This is a genomic window from Mucilaginibacter sp. SMC90 (assembly GCF_022811725.1).
In the GTDB taxonomy this organism is placed as follows: domain Bacteria; phylum Bacteroidota; class Bacteroidia; order Sphingobacteriales; family Sphingobacteriaceae; genus Mucilaginibacter.
This window is the reverse complement of record NZ_CP094527.1, coordinates 7,564,638-7,580,114: the sequence shown is the minus strand read 5'-3', so window position 1 is coordinate 7,580,114 and position 15,477 is coordinate 7,564,638. Positions and strand designations below refer to the sequence as shown.

The 15,477-nt window shown below is 41.2% G+C and carries 13 protein-coding genes; 9 read left to right on the top strand and 4 right to left on the bottom strand.

Annotated features, from left to right (window positions below; all coding sequences use genetic code 11):
- Positions 1-80: 80 nt before the first annotated feature.
- Together MTO98_RS31690 and MTO98_RS31685 are read left to right on the top strand one after the other, a co-directional pair.
- Positions 81-2,270 carry a S9 family peptidase gene (locus tag MTO98_RS31690; protein ID WP_243483410.1) on the top strand — a complete coding sequence of 730 codons (2,190 nt, stop codon included), beginning with the start codon at positions 81-83 and terminating at the stop codon, positions 2,268-2,270.
- 111 nt (positions 2,271-2,381) lie between these two features.
- On the top strand, positions 2,382-2,873 hold the full coding sequence (locus MTO98_RS31685) for a hypothetical protein (protein ID WP_243483408.1): 492 nt from the start codon (positions 2,382-2,384) through the stop codon (positions 2,871-2,873).
- Positions 2,874-2,965: 92 nt separating this feature from the next.
- On the opposite strand, the gene MTO98_RS31680 is transcribed toward MTO98_RS31685, so the two are convergent.
- Positions 2,966-3,376, bottom strand: coding sequence for a single-stranded DNA-binding protein (locus MTO98_RS31680; RefSeq protein ID WP_243483407.1), 411 nt, complete (start codon positions 3,374-3,376; stop codon positions 2,966-2,968).
- A gap of 24 nt (positions 3,377-3,400) precedes the next feature.
- The gene (mutY, locus tag MTO98_RS31675; protein WP_243483405.1) at positions 3,401-4,447 is read right to left on the bottom strand and encodes an A/G-specific adenine glycosylase; all 1,047 of its coding nucleotides are present in this window, start codon (positions 4,445-4,447) and stop codon (positions 3,401-3,403) included.
- A gap of 551 nt (positions 4,448-4,998) precedes the next feature.
- On the opposite strand from mutY, the gene MTO98_RS31670 reads away from it, so the two are divergent.
- The 4 genes from MTO98_RS31670 to MTO98_RS31650 all read left to right on the top strand — a co-directional run bounded on the left by MTO98_RS31670 (position 4,999) and on the right by MTO98_RS31650 (position 9,076).
- Positions 4,999-5,295 (top strand): HU family DNA-binding protein, encoded by a 297-nt coding sequence (locus MTO98_RS31670; RefSeq protein WP_090534644.1) that lies wholly within the window; start codon positions 4,999-5,001, stop codon positions 5,293-5,295.
- Positions 5,296-5,307: 12 nt separating this feature from the next.
- Positions 5,308-6,162, top strand: coding sequence for a tetratricopeptide repeat protein (locus MTO98_RS31665; RefSeq protein WP_243483403.1), 855 nt, complete (start codon positions 5,308-5,310; stop codon positions 6,160-6,162).
- Between the two features lie 315 nt (positions 6,163-6,477).
- A complete protein-coding gene (locus tag MTO98_RS31655; protein ID WP_090534648.1) occupies positions 6,478-8,028 on the top strand; it encodes an Rne/Rng family ribonuclease in 1,551 nt (516 codons plus the stop codon).
- A gap of 361 nt (positions 8,029-8,389) precedes the next feature.
- The gene (locus MTO98_RS31650) at positions 8,390-9,076 is read left to right on the top strand and encodes a hypothetical protein (protein ID WP_243483401.1); all 687 of its coding nucleotides are present in this window, start codon (positions 8,390-8,392) and stop codon (positions 9,074-9,076) included.
- 212 nt (positions 9,077-9,288) lie between these two features.
- Here MTO98_RS31650 and MTO98_RS31645 read toward each other — a convergent pair whose 3' ends face one another.
- Positions 9,289-9,636, bottom strand: coding sequence for a hypothetical protein (locus MTO98_RS31645; RefSeq protein ID WP_243483399.1), 348 nt, complete (start codon positions 9,634-9,636; stop codon positions 9,289-9,291).
- Positions 9,637-9,812: 176 nt separating this feature from the next.
- Between MTO98_RS31645 and MTO98_RS31640 the strand changes: the two genes are divergently transcribed.
- The 3 genes from MTO98_RS31640 (at position 9,813) to radA (ending at position 15,013) form a co-directional block, all read left to right on the top strand.
- Positions 9,813-10,838, top strand: a complete 1,026-nt coding sequence (locus tag MTO98_RS31640) for a hypothetical protein (RefSeq protein ID WP_243483398.1) — start codon at positions 9,813-9,815, stop codon at positions 10,836-10,838.
- A complete protein-coding gene (locus MTO98_RS31635; protein ID WP_243483396.1) occupies positions 10,768-13,062 on the top strand; it encodes a hypothetical protein in 2,295 nt (764 codons plus the stop codon). Before MTO98_RS31640 ends, MTO98_RS31635 begins: the two co-directional genes overlap by 71 nt.
- 481 nt (positions 13,063-13,543) lie before the next feature.
- The gene (gene radA / locus MTO98_RS31630) at positions 13,544-15,013 is read left to right on the top strand and encodes a DNA repair protein RadA (RefSeq protein ID WP_243483394.1); all 1,470 of its coding nucleotides are present in this window, start codon (positions 13,544-13,546) and stop codon (positions 15,011-15,013) included.
- A 141-nt stretch (positions 15,014-15,154) separates the two neighbouring features.
- On the opposite strand, the gene MTO98_RS31625 is transcribed toward radA, so the two are convergent.
- Positions 15,155-15,436, bottom strand: coding sequence for a hypothetical protein (locus MTO98_RS31625; RefSeq protein ID WP_243483392.1), 282 nt, complete (start codon positions 15,434-15,436; stop codon positions 15,155-15,157).
- Positions 15,437-15,477: the final 41 nt, after the last annotated feature.

Genomic DNA, 15,477 nt, shown 5'->3' with positions numbered 1-15,477 from the left:
TTATTGTGCTAATTTAACGCAAAATTCACAGTGACGTTATCTAATAAATAAAAATAACGCTGCTCTATTAATTCAAACTAATGTATATGAAATTTTATCGTTCGGGATTGATATTCCTTACCGCACTACTGTTAATTATCCAGCAAAATACTGCCCGGGCACAAAGGGCTGCCGTTAACTGGACAAAAGACGGCTATCAATACTACCGCATTACCGGAGGGCAAATCATTATGATCGATGCCCGCGATACTTCAAAAAAAACTGTTTTTATTACCAAAGAAGAATTGACACCTGCCGGCAAAGCGCCCATCAGCGTTAAAAGATTTACGGTAAGCGATGATAACAAAAAAGTACTCATCAACACCAATACCAAAAAGGTATGGCGGTACGATACCCGCGGCGATTATTGGGTTTTTGACGCTAACACCAAAAAGCTTTGGCAACTGGGTAAAAACCTGCCTGTATCATCATTGATGTTTGCTAAGTTTTCGCCCGATGGCACCAAAGCTGCTTATGTGAGCGGGCATAACATTTATATGGAAGACCTGGCCGATGGTTCGGTAAAACAATTAACTACTGATGGTACCCAAACGCTTATCAATGGTACTTTTGACTGGGTTTATGAAGAGGAGTTTGGCTGCCGTGATGGTTTTCGCTGGGCACCTGATAGCAAGTCGATAGCCTATTGGCAATTGGATGCCGCCAAGATCAAAACCTATTTAATGCTGAACACTACTGATTCGATTTATCCATACGTTGTTCCGGTTGAATATCCGGTTGCGGGTGAAGATCCAAGCTCATGCAAAGTAGGTGTTGTTAACACAGCTACCGGAAAAACTACCTGGATCAATGTGCCGGGAGATGCCATACAGCATTATATCCCAAATATGGAATGGGCCGATAATTCAAATGAGGTTATCCTTGAACAGCTGAACCGTGCACAAAATGAAAGCCGCGTGTTTATTGGCAATGTATCAAACGGCACAACCCGTGTTATCCGCGAAGAACACAATGATTCATGGATTGATGTAAAAGATCGTGTAGCAGGCGGCGACGCTGTAGGTTGGGGCTGGATTGAAAAAGGAAAGAGCTTTTTGTGGCTGAGCGAAAAAGACGGCTGGCGTCATCTTTACAAAATAACCCGCGAGGGTAAGGAAACCCTCATCACCAAAGGCAATTATGATGTGATAGGGGTAGATATGATTGACGAAGCTTTGGGTTATGTATACTTCATAGCATCGCCCGATAATGCTACACAGAAATATCTTTACAAAATAAAACTAAGCGGCGGTAAAGCCGAGCGCGTTTCGCCGGCAGATGAACCGGGCACGCACAGTTATGATATCTCGCCCAACGGTAAGGTTGCACTGCATAATTTCAGCAACAGCTATACCCGTCCGCAAAGCGAGGTGATCAACCTGCCTGAACATAAGCATATTGGCGGCACTGTGATAACGGTTGATAAAACTGCCCAAAATAAACCTGAGTTTTTCAAGATAAAAACAGTTGATGGCATTGAAATGGATGGCTGGATGGTAAAGCCAACCAATTTTGATCCGGGTAAAAAATATCCGGTATTGTTCACCGTTTACGGCGAACCTGCCTCACAAACAGTAACAGATACCTGGGGTACAGGCCGTAACAGGCTGTATGAAGGCAGTATGGCCGATGATGGATATATTTACATGTCGGTTGAAGGTCGTGGCGCACCGGCCCCTAAAGGCGCTGCATGGCGTAAGGCTATCTACAAAAATATTGGTATCATCAACATCCGCGATCAGGCAATGGCGGCGAAAGAGATCATTAAATGGCCTTTTGTTGATTCAACCCGTATAGCAGTACATGGCTGGAGCGGCGGTGGTTCATCAACCCTTAACCTGATGTTTCAGTATGGTGATATCTATAAAACAGGCATAGCCGTAGCGGCAGTGGGCTCACAGCTTACTTACGATAATATTTACCAGGAGCGTTACATGGGTGTGCCAACAGATGATGCAGGGCGCGCAGCCTTTATCAAAGGCTCGCCAATTACCTATGCCAAAAACTTAAAAGGTAACCTGCTGTATATTCACGGTACCGGTGATGATAACGTACATTACAAAAACGCCGAATTGCTGATCAATGAGCTTGTAAAATACAACAGGCAGTTTCAGCTGATGTCATACCCTAACCGTACACATTCCATATCAGAAGGGGAAGGCACAACAGCGCATTTGCGTACACTGTTTACACAATACCTGAAAGCAAAATGTCCTCCGGGAGGAAGATAGAATAATGACAGCAAAAGCCCTCGCATAGTTAATATACGAGGGCTTTTTTGTTGGCCCGGAAAAAGAATGTGTTGCTGTATCATTTTGCTTTTTACAGGCGTAATCATTGATATGAAACAGATTACGAATCCTGCCAAAGTGTTAGGCTTGTTAGCTATTGTTTTGGTAACGGCATTTTGGGGCTGCCACAAGGAGGCGACAACAAGTGAGCTAAACATATCGGGGAAATGGATTGTTCCGGCTGCTTATTCAAAACAGTGGATCCAATATGAGTACGATTTTAAAACCGATCATACATTTGAGGGTACGGTGACCAGTATCGATTCGGTGTCTAAAAAACTTATCGGAACATTAACAAAAAGGGTGGGGAAATATAAGATCCAGAATTCGGTATTGAGTTTATATGATATAACCGATTATCAAAATAAAAACAATGCATTTGGCCCGGTTTCTGAGTTGGTGGCTGTTAAAAATAGTGCGGCGGTAACGGCAAACTATAATATGGTTTTAAATACAAGCGGAAATGTACTTATGCTTACGTACGTATGCGGGCCTACCGAGGATTGTACAGCGCCACAGGGCGTAAATTATTTTAAACAGTGATTGGTTTATAATTCAGGTAGTAAAGTAAAAATGCCAGTAGCGTTTGCCACTGGCATTTTTATTGGGGGTGTTTTTGGTAAGGCATCGGCAAATTAATAGTCGTCGGCATTTAAATGATCAATAAACGAGTCCCCGTTTTTTGAAGGTGATTTTAACGGATCGGTTTCAAAATCACTCTTGCGGCCAAGCATAGTAAAGTTTTCGGCTACAATTTCGGTGGTATACTTTTTAATACCTTCCTTGTCCTCAAACGATCGGGTGCGCAACTTACCTTCAATATAAACTAACTTACCTTTTGAAAGGAACCTGGCAGCTACTTCAGCCAGTCCGCGCCACATTACAATATTGTGCCACTCAGTTTGTTCAACCTTTTTACCGTCCTTGTTAAAGGTTTCTGAAGTTGCTAAAGGGAAACTCGTTACAGACACCCCGCCTTCTAAATTTCGTACTTCAGGGTCTTTCCCTAAATGGCCAACGAGTATTACTTTGTTTATTCCAGACATGCCCTAAATTAACGCAAAATTATTTTACAAATTAAAAATATTTTTTAATAATATAAAAATGATTTTCGGCAACGCTAATTCATGTAAGTTGTGAACATTGATTTTAACCCAGTTTTCGTGTGTTTTAAGGGGCTGATTTTCAATTTTTATCAACCTTACAAAAAGCCGCTGATGGGTTAGGATATGTTTATGAACAGGCGAAACTTCAATAGCTTTTATATTATATCCAAAAACAGCTAAAACCTCAGGTTGTTTCAGTAAATCTTCGGCTGTTAAAAGCGTATTCGTTTCAATCATCGGTAAATCAAACATATTGGCCCATATGTCTTTATCGCCCCTTTTGTTCATTAAAACGGTATCGCCGCTGGTGATCAGGAAATAATTAAAAAATCGCTCACGCACCTTTATTGTTTTTAGTTTAACAGGGAGGGCAGCTATTGCATTTGTGTTAAAGGCAACGCATCCGGTACGCACCGGGCAAATAATACAGCCGGGATTTTTGGGTTTACATAGCATGGCACCAAATTCCATCATGGCCTGGTTATGCAATCCCGGAGTTTTCTTATTAAGAAAATCGTCGGCAACCTGCTGGAATATTTTTTTGCCGGCAGTTGAGTTGATAGGTTCATAAATACCCAGGTACCTCGCCAGTACACGATAAACATTACCATCAACTACGGCTTTGGCTTCGTTAGCTGCAAATGAGGCTATAGCAGCAGCTGTGTATTCACCAATGCCTTTTAGTTTGATTAGTTCATTATAACTATCCGGAAAATGGCCATTGTAAAGCTCCTGCACCAGTTGGGCTGTTTTAAGCATATTGCGGCCTCTTGAATAGTAACCGAGCCCCTGCCATAGCTTCAGGATCTCATCTTCATGGGCGGCAGCAAAACTGGTTACATCCGGATATTTTTCGAGGAAGCGATAAAAGTATGGCATGCCTTGCTCTACACGCGTTTGCTGCAGTATGATCTCGGATAGCCAGATCACATACGGATCGGTAGTATTGCGCCAGGGGAGGTCGCGTTTATTGTTCAAGTACCATTGTACCAGTTCGTCGGTAAAATTCATTGCTGTAAAAGTAGTTAAGAAATCAGGAGGATGAGAATCAGGAGGTCAAGAAATCAAGAGGTCGAGAATCAAGAGACAAGAAATCAAGAGGTCAGGAATCAGAAAGCCAAGAATCAGGAGGTCAAGAATCAGGAGACAAGAAATCAGGGGGCCAAGAATCAGGAAGCCAAGAAATCAAGAGCCAGGCAAGAAATTAAGAATTAAGAACCCGGAGATTGGAGGGGGAGGAGCCGGAAAATAAGAAACCGTGAGAGGCGAAATTTTAAAAAAATGCGCGAAGATTTGAGCAATATACCTGTGAAATCACAAGCCCCCGCTACGGGCTGGAATGAGGGATTTTTACACTTTTTTTCACACTTCTTTACACCTTTAAATTGATGTTTACCGGGTGATTTATAAGCCTCTCATACTCAAAATTGTAACGAAAATGTAGGTTTTACGGTAATGGTAAAAAAAAAGGGTATAAATATTTCGCTGTTAACGGATAAAGCAATACTTTTGCAACCCCAAAACAGTTAAGTATTTATAAAATAAAATTAAGTAAATAAGATATGACTAAGGCAGAAATTATAACTGAAATCTCATCAAAGACAGGTATAGAGAAAGTAGACGTGCAGGAAACTGTTGAGGCGTTTTTTAAAGTTGTTAAAAGCTCAATGGTTGGCGGCGAAAATGTTTATGTAAGAGGGTTCGGTAGCTTTGTTGTTAAAAAAAGAGCTAAAAAAACAGCACGTAACATTTCAAAAAATACTGCCATCATTATCCCTGAGCACTTTGTGCCAAGCTTTAAGCCAGCTAAAACTTTTGTTGAGAAAGTAAAGTCAGGTAACAAAACCAGCAAAAAATAATTATACGCCATCATGAATAAGAAGCAAATAGTCGTTAGTGCAGCCGTAGTTGTTATTATGGGCTATTTGTATTGGTTGCCTGTAAAAGGTTTAGTAAAACCAAAAGACGATAAAAACAGCAAACCGGCCATGGCAGCCTCTGCAGGCACCGCTAAACCGGCAGCTAATGTTACTGTTGATATGGTATCGGCCCCTGCCAAAGCAGCTATTGGGGATGCATTGGCGGCTAAGATAAACGACCTGGAGGCCCAGCTTAAAAAAGCATCAGGCGCAGATGCGCCGGCTTTGCAAACGCAACTGGCTAAACACTGGGACGATGTTAACCAGCCTGCACCCGCAGCGTTTTACTACCAGGCATTGGCCCGTAAGGAAAACAAGGTGCAAGATTGGATAAGCGCAGGTAACCGTTTTAATGATGCTTATAAACTTACACAAGATACTTTATTGCAGCCCGCTTTTGTAAGCAACGCAGCCGAAGCATTTCAAAATGCTTTGAAAATACAACCCGAAAGCCTTGAAGGTAAAACAGGGTTGGGCATAGCTTATGTAAACGGAGCAGCGGGCCCTATGCAGGGCATTGCGCTACTGCTTGAGGTTGTTAAAAAAGATCCGAACAACTGGAACGCGAACCTTAACTTAGGTATGTTTGCCATGAAATCGGGTCAGTATGAAAAAGCAGTAGGCAGGTTTAAAACATTGCTTGCTCAAAAGCAGGAACTGGAACCTACTTTCTATTTAGCCGAAAGCTACAAGCAGTTAGGTATGAAAAAGGAAGCTATCGACGCTTACCAGAAATGCAAAGAAATGATGCCTGACCCTGTATTCAGCCAGCGCATTGATGGATATATCAAGGAATTAAATAACTAACACACATTTAAAAATTATTAATTATGCCGAGCGGTAAAAAACGTAAAAGACACAAAATGGCTACCCACAAACGTAAAAAACGTTTAAGAAAAAACAGACATAAAAAGAAATAAGCATTTATGTTAAGTCGGTAGTACTTAGTCTTAAGTACAAAGTCTTTTTTTATTTTGACTTTAAACTTTCGACTAACAATTTAAGACTGAACATTAATGGTTTTACCTGCCCCAAACCGGGGTGGGTAACTTTTTATTATTAGTGTTTTTTTACCCACTTATTAACACACGGTTTTTACCGTTATAAGAAATGGAGTAGCAATTGATAAAAGAATTAATTATCGATTCATCCCCCAACGGGGCTACCATTGCATTATTACAGGATAAACAACTCGTAGAGCTTCACAAAGAACAGGTAAGCAACAACTATACAGTTGGCGATATTTACCTGGGCCGCATCAAAAAGATCATGCCCAGCCTAAATGCTGCCTTTGTTGACGTTGGCTATGAGAAGGATGCCTTTTTGCATTATCTTGACCTTGGTCCGCAGGTACAAAGCCTGCTTAAACTAACCAAGCAAGTACGTAGCGGGGGATATCAATCAAAGCTATTGGACGGGTTTAAGCTTGAGGCCGATATCAATAAAGGAGGCAAGATCTCCGAGATATTGACTAAAAACCAGCTTATTCCGGTACAGATAGCCAAAGAACCCATATCAACTAAGGGGCCACGTTTAAGTTCCGACCTGTCAATAGCAGGCCGGTATGTTGTTTTAGTGCCTTTTTCGGAAGCTATTTCTATTTCGAAAAAGATAAAAAGCAACACCGAACGTACCAGGCTTCGTAAAGTAGTTGAAAGTATTAAGCCAAAGCATTTTGGCGTTATCATCCGTACAGTTTCCGAAGGTAAAGGGGTTGATGAACTACAGAAAGACCTGCTTGACCTGATCTCCAAATGGGAGCAGTTTATTACCAAGCTGCCTTCTGTTGAGCCTTCAAAAAAGGTATTGGGCGAAATTGGGCGTACATCAACTATCCTCAGGGATATCCTGAACCCCGATTTTCAGCACATTTATACCAATGATAACAGTATGTTCGAAGAAATTCGGTCATACATTCATGAGATCTCGCCTGATATGGAAAGTATAGTCCGCATGCACAAGCATAAGGAGCCTATATTTGACCATTTTGGTATCGAGAAGCAGATCAAGGGCGCATTTGGAAAAACCGTAAACCTTGCCGGTGGTGCTTACCTGGTAATTGAACATACCGAAGCCCTGCACGTTATCGACGTAAACAGTGGTAACCGTACAGCCAGCAAAGAAAACCAGGAAGAGAACGCGTACCAGGTAAACAAAGAAGCAGCCAAAGAAATTGCGAGGCAATTACGCCTGCGCGATATGGGCGGCATTGTGGTGATCGATTTTATCGATATGCATAAGCCGCAAAACCGTAAGGAGCTTTTTGATTTTCTGCGTGCCGAAATGCAGTACGACCGTGCCAAGCACACCATTTTGCCTCCAAGCAAATTTGGGTTGGTGCAAATCACCCGTCAGCGTGTAAGGCCCGAAATGAATATTGTTACCAGCGAGGTTTGCCCTACCTGTAACGGCACCGGCACTATCAGGCCAACCATTTTGCTGATGGACGATATTGAAAACAATTTCAATTACATCCTTACCGAGCAAAACGAAAAAGGTATAACCCTGTGTGTACATCCATATATTGAGGCCTTTATTAAAAAGGGCATCTATAACCGCCAAATGAAGTGGTTTATCAAATATGGCCAGTGGATCAAGGTTAAAAGTAACCCATCGTACCAGATCACGGAATTCCATTTCTTCTCATCAAAAGACGAAGAAATTAAACTGTAAAAAATTCAGAAGTGCAACTGTTTGAAAATGGCACAAATTAAAGATCTTTAAAAAGGGCAGATGTTTGGATGGGCATCTGCTCTTTTTGGTTTTGCTATTGCTACCGCGATGCTGTGCATAGTGGCCCGGATGCAGGGTGTAAACCATGCATCTGCATCAATTAAGGTTCTTATGAAACTGAGTGTCTTTGGCATATTTATTACAAGGTACAGCCTTGCGGTAACGGAGGCATTTTGCTGACATACTTGGGAATATTTATTATACTCAGACAAATCTTTCATTACATATCTTGCATTAAATTGCCCCTTTACCCCTAAAAGACTTCAAAAAGAAATAGATTTGTATTCTAAACTTTATGGCAATGACCCAAACTGCACCGTTTTTAACCATTCACTATTTCACCAAAATTGATACCCTTCAAGCAAAAATTAATTATTTGACTCACCAAGTTGATAGCCTGAACAAGGTTAGTGCTGCTAATACAATTCATACCACATATTTTCACGATATTATCAATGCTCAAGTCGCTACCTTTGTTGGATTTTTAACAATAATTATTACGTTGGGTACATTAATTTCATGGCGAAGCTTTACTAAAAAATTTGAAGAAGGTAAAAAGGAGCTTCAGGAATTATTTATTCAAAAGATCTCCGATCATGAAATGAAGTTCAATAAATTATTAACGGATTTTGATACATCACGCTCAAGAATAGAAAAGAATTTTAAAGTTATGAATAATGACTTAAAAAGATCTGTATATCACTTGTTTACTACAAATAACAATTTTGAGGGAGCAATTCTGTGGGGAATTGGTGCAGTTCAGTCTTATTTAAATTTAAACAGATTACAACAGGCGCAAAATTTATTAAAAATCCTAATTAAGACTTATAAAGGAAGGGTTCTAAACCCTGCGTTATTCTATGAAAGTAGGTTGACCGATATAAAAAAGGCACTTTTGGCTCTTAGCTTAACAGAGAGCCACGAATTCAAGGCTTTAGTTAGCGAGTTTGAAAAAATAATCATGAAAGAGGTTTATAAAAGTTCATAAATGAGTTATCCATTTCACCTAATTGATCGAAATTTAGCAACAGCTTAACTTGGTACTAAAGTAATGCAAGCATTTTGCGTGCGTGCCTGGATTAATAAAATGCGAATTTGCCCTTCTTATACAGTTAAGCTGAAAGCTTACCCATTTTAGATCGAAGTTACGCTGCCGCTAAACTTAGACCAGGTAAGGGGCGCTTTGCTTGAACTCCATCATCATAAAACGCCCCAGCCGCTACCTCCACATACATTACATTCTTCGTAATTCCCAAAACAACCCTGACATAGAAAAAGAAAGGATTTTAGATACCATTTACCATCAAAGATTAGTTCGGCTCTGTACGGACATCCATCAGATGAATCTAAATAATACTCAACCAAGCCTTCATTCTTTTTAGCCTTATCTGTTAAAATAAATTCAAAGTCAACTTGGTTTAAAATAGGTCTTTGCTCAAACGATGGGTGTAAAAATTGATTTTTTAACAGATTGTTTAATAAGTCTGAATTGCTGTCGCAGTGTTTAAACAATTCTAATACGCGATTCAGTAACTCTATGTCGGTCATTTTTGATGTTTAAAGGATATGCGATTCTTGTTGAAAACCTTATAATCAGTAACCAGCTAAGAAATGTTTTATTATTCAATACATTCCTTTCCTGGTCAAGGTACGTCAATCTCTCTAAAACAATATATCAAAAAATCCCTTACTTTACCATCGTTAAATAACCTGCTGCGTCACTTATGCTAAAATATTTCCGGTGGTATATTATAGTTACTGTATTGCTTTCAGCGGCTTCCTGCCGCAAACCCGGCAATGCTTCAACCGCTTTTTACTATTGGAAAACGGGTTTCAGCCTCAACCAGCAACAGGCAGCTTTACTAAAACAAACCGGCAATAACGCTTACATCCGCTTTTTTGATGTAAGCTGGAACGAGAAAGAACAACGCTCATACCCCAACGCAGTCGTGCAGCTTAACGAAATCCCGGTTGGCATAAATATTACCCCGGTTATCTATATCACCAATAAGACTTTTGAAAACACTGCCGATACTACTCTGGCCACCCTTGCCGGGCATTGCAATAAGCTGATCAATGCTCTGGCCGAAGAAAAGAAGATCAACTACACCAAAGTACAGATTGACTGCGATTGGTCGTTAAGTACACGGTTTAAATACTTTAATTTTTTGGCAGCTTTTAAAAAGCTTAACCAAAAGCAATTGGAAGTCACCATCCGCCTGCACCAGGTAAAATTTAAAGAACGTACCGGGGTGCCTCCGGCAGATCGCGGGGTATTAATGTTTTATAACATGGGCAAGCTCAATGCCGGTCTGCATCAGCCTAATTCTATCTATAATGAAGAAGATGCCGGGAAATATATCGATTACCTAAGTACATATCCTTTAAAGCTGGATATCGCCTTGCCCTTATTTTCATGGTCTATTCATATCCGTAATGACCGTGTTATACAGGTTTACGGAAAAATAGGAAGGCCGCAGCTTGCAGATCATTCTCATTTTGAGCCGATAGAAGGGCCCGCAAACTATCGCGCCGTAACCAGCTTTTTTATGGACGGAATTTATGTAAAACAAAATGATATTTTTAAGCTTGAAGAAACGGGCGCTAATACTTTAAAAACTGCCGCAAAACAAGTAATGCAGCATTTACCTAAACAACAACAAACAACCATTATCTATTATGAACTGGCCAACATCAACCTTGCAAAATTTAACCAGGAAACCATTACGCAAATTTCTGCTCGTTTTTAGTTTATGCACACTGGCTATAGCGGGCGTGATTTGGGCTTGTGCCGATTCATATGAGGAAGAGTATTCTGTTTTTACTCCCGAATATTTTGTTAACAAACAATACTCGCCTTTCTTTTATACCGGTAATGAGGTTTACTATGGCTTGGGTTATACTGACGGAAGCAATACCTGGTATAATGATATCATTGTTGATGAATGGTACGAACATTTTAATCACCAGTTCAATAAAGCATCGCTTCAGTACTTGCTCCTAAAAGCCAGCGCCGGTGCTATTGACTCTGTTCATCGTAAAGCTACCGGCGCGCTCAAAGTGTTGCCTGCTAAATATCCGGCTATTGTTACAGGTAATGTGTCGGCAAAAATGCTCAATGGTTTTTACAGCTACCTTAAATTGGCTAAGAATAGTGAGGATTATTCGGTTAACGACCAATACTACTCGTGGGATAAGGTAAAACCAAATCATTCGCCTGTAAACCTCGGGCCTACACTGGTGAGCGCCTACAATAATGAAACGGACCCTTTTGTTAAAGAGCGTCTTTGGTTTCAAATGGTACGTTATTATTATTTCCTGGACGAAAATTCATCAGCCAGGACTGTAAAGATGTTCGATCAGTTCAAAGATCATTTTCCTAAAAACCTCATTTACTACCGTACGCTGGGCTATGTAGCCGGATATTATTACCGTCAAAAAAACTATGCCTTATCCAATTACCTGTACAGCGCTTGTTATGACTATACTTATAAACTGAAGATCCCGAGTTTCTGGAGTTTCCATCCGCAAAATGAAAACGATTGGAATGCAACCCTGAAGCTTGCTAAAAGCCCGGAAGAGAAAATCACGTTATGGCATATGCTTGGGGTACAATACGATGCCGCAAGGGCTATCAGAACCATCTCGGCTATCAATCCAAAATCCGAAAAGCTCGATCTGCTGTTAAGCCGCCTCATTAATATCAGGGAAGCTGAAACAGGAGGTGGCAAGCCTGCTGATTCGGTAAAAAAAGTTGATGATAATGGTAAACGCCTTGTTGAAAGTATCGCCCTAAAAAACAATACCGCCAAGCCTTACTATTGGAACCTTGCCGCCGGTTACCTTAACTTTTTGGATAGCAACTATACGGCCACCGCCAAATTTTATGCTGCGGCGAAAAATCAGTTTCCGGCCGGTGATAAAATGATAGTAGCGCAGGCTAAACTGCTGGACCTGATGCTATACGTTAAAGGCCTGAAAAAGATGGATGTCAGTGCCGAAAGCAAATTAATTGAACCACTTAACTGGGTTGCCAACCTGCGCGATAATAAACTTAAAATAAAAGATCTGCGGTTTGATAACGCCATATCGGTTTGTAACCTGGCTATCGCCCGTCTTTATAAAAAGCAGGGAAATGCTATCAGAGAGGTATGTTTTAATAACAGCGCTCAGGATTTTTATACCGATAGCGCCCGTGTACAGCACATGATTGATCTGCTGAATAAACCGGATAAAACCGCTTTTGAGCAAGCTATGCTGCGTTACTATCCAACAACACTCAATAATTTGTATTACCATCAGGCAGTTGCCTTAGCCTATCAGCAAAAATTACCGGAAGCTATTGCTCAGCTTAAAAAAATGAAGCCCGAAGATTTTGTGCTTGCAGGTAACCCTTTTACCAGCAGATTAGTTGATTGCCATGACTGTGATCATGCCGCTCCGCAAAAGCAAAAATTTACACCGCTAAGCTTTCTGCAAGCGCTTTACACCATGGCCACCGAAATTAAGCAGGGCAAAAACGTTTACCGAAATGCTTATGCAGCTGCCAATGCCTATTATAATATCACTTACTATGGCAATGCACGGTTATTCTATGAATCGGATGTGGTGGCTACCGGGCCCTCCAGCCGTTATTATTATGAAGGCGAACCTAAAATGGACGATAAGCTGACATCGATGCAAATTGCTGTAAAATACTATCAGCTGGCCCGTGAAAATGCCGCTACCGATGAGCAACGTGCCCGCTGTACATTTATGCTGAGCAAATGCGCCCTAAACGAAATTTACAATGATCCGAATTTTAAAGGGGCCGACAAGTTTGCAGATATAAAGGCAAGTCAACCGGTAATTGATGCATATTATAAATATTTTGCCGAGTTAAAGGAAAGGTACCGCAACACTGCTTACTACAAAGAGGCGCTTAAAGAATGTGGGTATTTTAGTGATTATGCAAATAAGGATCATGGTAAGTGAAGTAAATAAAAGTCGCTTATTGTTTATAGTGTTGAATATTGTAATGATCACCTTATTTAACATCGCTGAAATAAACCATTGGATGACACGCTTTTTTTTAGTTTTATGCCTCTTAATTACAGGTGGATTTCTATTTGTTACAAGCTATTACGTTAAAAGGCTAACTAATATTAATGATTTAAGCCAATTGCTTATAACGTATTTATTAACTTACATTTTGGTTACGCTTTTCTTTGCCGCAGTTTTTAAAAAATACGATTCGTTTATTCTAAATCTTATATTTTTTTACAGTAATGGCGAAATGTTAGTTAAGCTAATGCTCCCCTATTTATTAAGTGCAATTGCGGCGTTGTTATTTTTCAAGTTACGTAAAGCTGATTGAGCAATATAAAAATATCAAATTGATTTTTACTAATTTAATTAGCAAAAATCAAAATAATCTGCATATTTGCACATCTGTAATCTGCACATCTGAATAATAATGGCTAAATCCAAGATCGCGTACTTTTGTCAAAGCTGTGGCTTTGAATCGCCCAAATGGCTGGGTAAATGCCCGTCATGTCAGCAATGGAACACTTTTGTTGAAGAGGTGATTGAAAAAGGCAATGCATCGGTACCGGCCTGGAAACCTGCGTCAACGAGTCAGCAGCGGGCCAACAAGCCTGTTGCTGTAACGGAGATCACTTATACTGAGGAGCATCGCGTACCAACTCCCGATAAGGAGTTTAACCGCGTTTTGGGTGGTGGTATTGTACCCGGTTCGCTGGTACTTATTGGCGGAGAGCCGGGCATAGGCAAATCAACGCTGATGTTACAGCTTGCACTCAATATGCCTAATCAAAAGGTGCTGTACGTATCGGGCGAGGAAAGCGAACGGCAGATCAAGATGCGGGCCGAAAGGTTAGCGGCCCCTCCGCCCCCTGAAGGGGGTGCTGATAGCGGCAACCATACAGGGCTAACCGGAATAGCAGCTCCCCCTTCAGGGGGCGGCGCATGTTATGTATTAACCGAAACTTCAACCCAAAACATATTTAAACAGATAGAATCGCTGGAACCTGATTTGGTGGTGATCGATTCTATCCAAACCTTACATTCGGCTCACATAGAATCAACACCCGGCAGCGTATCGCAGGTTAGGGAATGTACCGCCGAATTGCTTCGCTTTGCCAAGGAAACCTCGACACCGGTATTTTTGATAGGCCATATCACCAAAGATGGCATGATTGCCGGCCCCAAAATATTGGAGCACATGGTTGATACTGTATTGCAGTTTGAGGGCGACAGGCACCATGTTTACCGGATACTGCGTACCATCAAAAACCGTTTCGGTTCAGCGTCTGAACTGGGTATTTATGAAATGATGGGCGAAGGGTTGAGAGAGGTATCCAACCCTTCGGAAATACTGCTCTCGCACCGCGAAACACCGCTGAGCGGTATCACCATTTCGGCCACTTTAGAGGGTATGCGCCCAATGCTGATTGAAACGCAGGCTTTGGTTAGTGCATCGGCATATGGAACCCCGCAGCGTACTGCTACCGGTTTTGACACCAAACGCATGAGCATGCTGCTGGCTGTATTGGAAAAACGCTGCGGTTTCAGGCTTGGCGCAAAAGATGTGTTTCTGAATATTACAGGCGGTATCAGGGTTGAAGACCCCGCTATTGATCTTGGTTTGGCGGCTGCCATAATATCGTCGCACGAGGATATGCCTATTCCGTTCAAGACCTGTTTTGCAGGGGAGCTCGGGCTTTCGGGCGAGATCAGGGCTGTGAACCGCGTTGAACAGCGCATTGCCGAAGCGCAAAAGCTTGGCTTTAACCAGATCTTTATCTCTAAATATAACCTCCCGGCCAGCGGTCAGGATAAAAAACGAATGGACCTTTCACGCTACGATATCGACATAAAAATTGTAAGCAGTATTGAAGAGGTGTTTGGACAATTGTTTGGATAAGGGGGGAGCCTAAGGCTTAAAGCAGAAAGCTCAAGGCGTTTAATTGATTTCATGTTATCTTTTTTATTATAGTGTTGTTAGATAGCAATGATCATAAAACTATTGGCTTTAAGCTTTGAGCATTCTGCTTTTAACTTCTTCTTAAAACTTCAGGTTTGTTTTTAGCCATCCCTGTACATCTTCCTGGCTGGTGATCTCGGCCGGAAGTTTATCATGGATCAGTTTTTCCATTTTATTGCCGGTATTGGCAAAACGGTAATCCCACATCATCATCAGCTTATTAATAAGGTACACCATTTCGTTGCCCTCTGTTTTATTAAACGTAGTATGATCGGGCCTGCCATTTACACGCGGATCATTCTGAATGTAAGCAGTCCATTTATAATCGGTGTAATGCAGGTTTCTTCTTGAAAAAAGGATCATAAGCCGGGAATTTCTTTAAATGTACGGATAATTAAATGAAC

What these genes read in the sequence shown, in the direction of transcription:
- MTO98_RS31690 (WP_243483410.1), top strand. Translation starts at nt 81, where the DNA reads ATGTATATGAAATTTTATCGTTCGGGATTGATATTCCTTACCGCACTA.
- MTO98_RS31685 (WP_243483408.1), top strand. Translation starts at nt 2,382, where the DNA reads ATGAAACAGATTACGAATCCTGCCAAAGTGTTAGGCTTGTTAGCTATT.
- MTO98_RS31680 (WP_243483407.1), bottom strand. Translation starts at nt 3,376, where the DNA reads ATGTCTGGAATAAACAAAGTAATACTCGTTGGCCATTTAGGGAAAGAC.
- mutY (WP_243483405.1), bottom strand. Translation starts at nt 4,447, where the DNA reads ATGAATTTTACCGACGAACTGGTACAATGGTACTTGAACAATAAACGC.
- MTO98_RS31670 (WP_090534644.1), top strand. Translation starts at nt 4,999, where the DNA reads ATGACTAAGGCAGAAATTATAACTGAAATCTCATCAAAGACAGGTATA.
- MTO98_RS31665 (WP_243483403.1), top strand. Translation starts at nt 5,308, where the DNA reads ATGAATAAGAAGCAAATAGTCGTTAGTGCAGCCGTAGTTGTTATTATG.
- MTO98_RS31650 (WP_243483401.1), top strand. Translation starts at nt 8,390, where the DNA reads ATGACCCAAACTGCACCGTTTTTAACCATTCACTATTTCACCAAAATT.
- MTO98_RS31645 (WP_243483399.1), bottom strand. Translation starts at nt 9,636, where the DNA reads ATGACCGACATAGAGTTACTGAATCGCGTATTAGAATTGTTTAAACAC.
- MTO98_RS31640 (WP_243483398.1), top strand. Translation starts at nt 9,813, where the DNA reads ATGCTAAAATATTTCCGGTGGTATATTATAGTTACTGTATTGCTTTCA.
- MTO98_RS31635 (WP_243483396.1), top strand. Translation starts at nt 10,768, where the DNA reads ATGAACTGGCCAACATCAACCTTGCAAAATTTAACCAGGAAACCATTA.
- radA (WP_243483394.1), top strand. Translation starts at nt 13,544, where the DNA reads ATGGCTAAATCCAAGATCGCGTACTTTTGTCAAAGCTGTGGCTTTGAA.
- MTO98_RS31625 (WP_243483392.1), bottom strand. Translation starts at nt 15,436, where the DNA reads ATGATCCTTTTTTCAAGAAGAAACCTGCATTACACCGATTATAAATGG.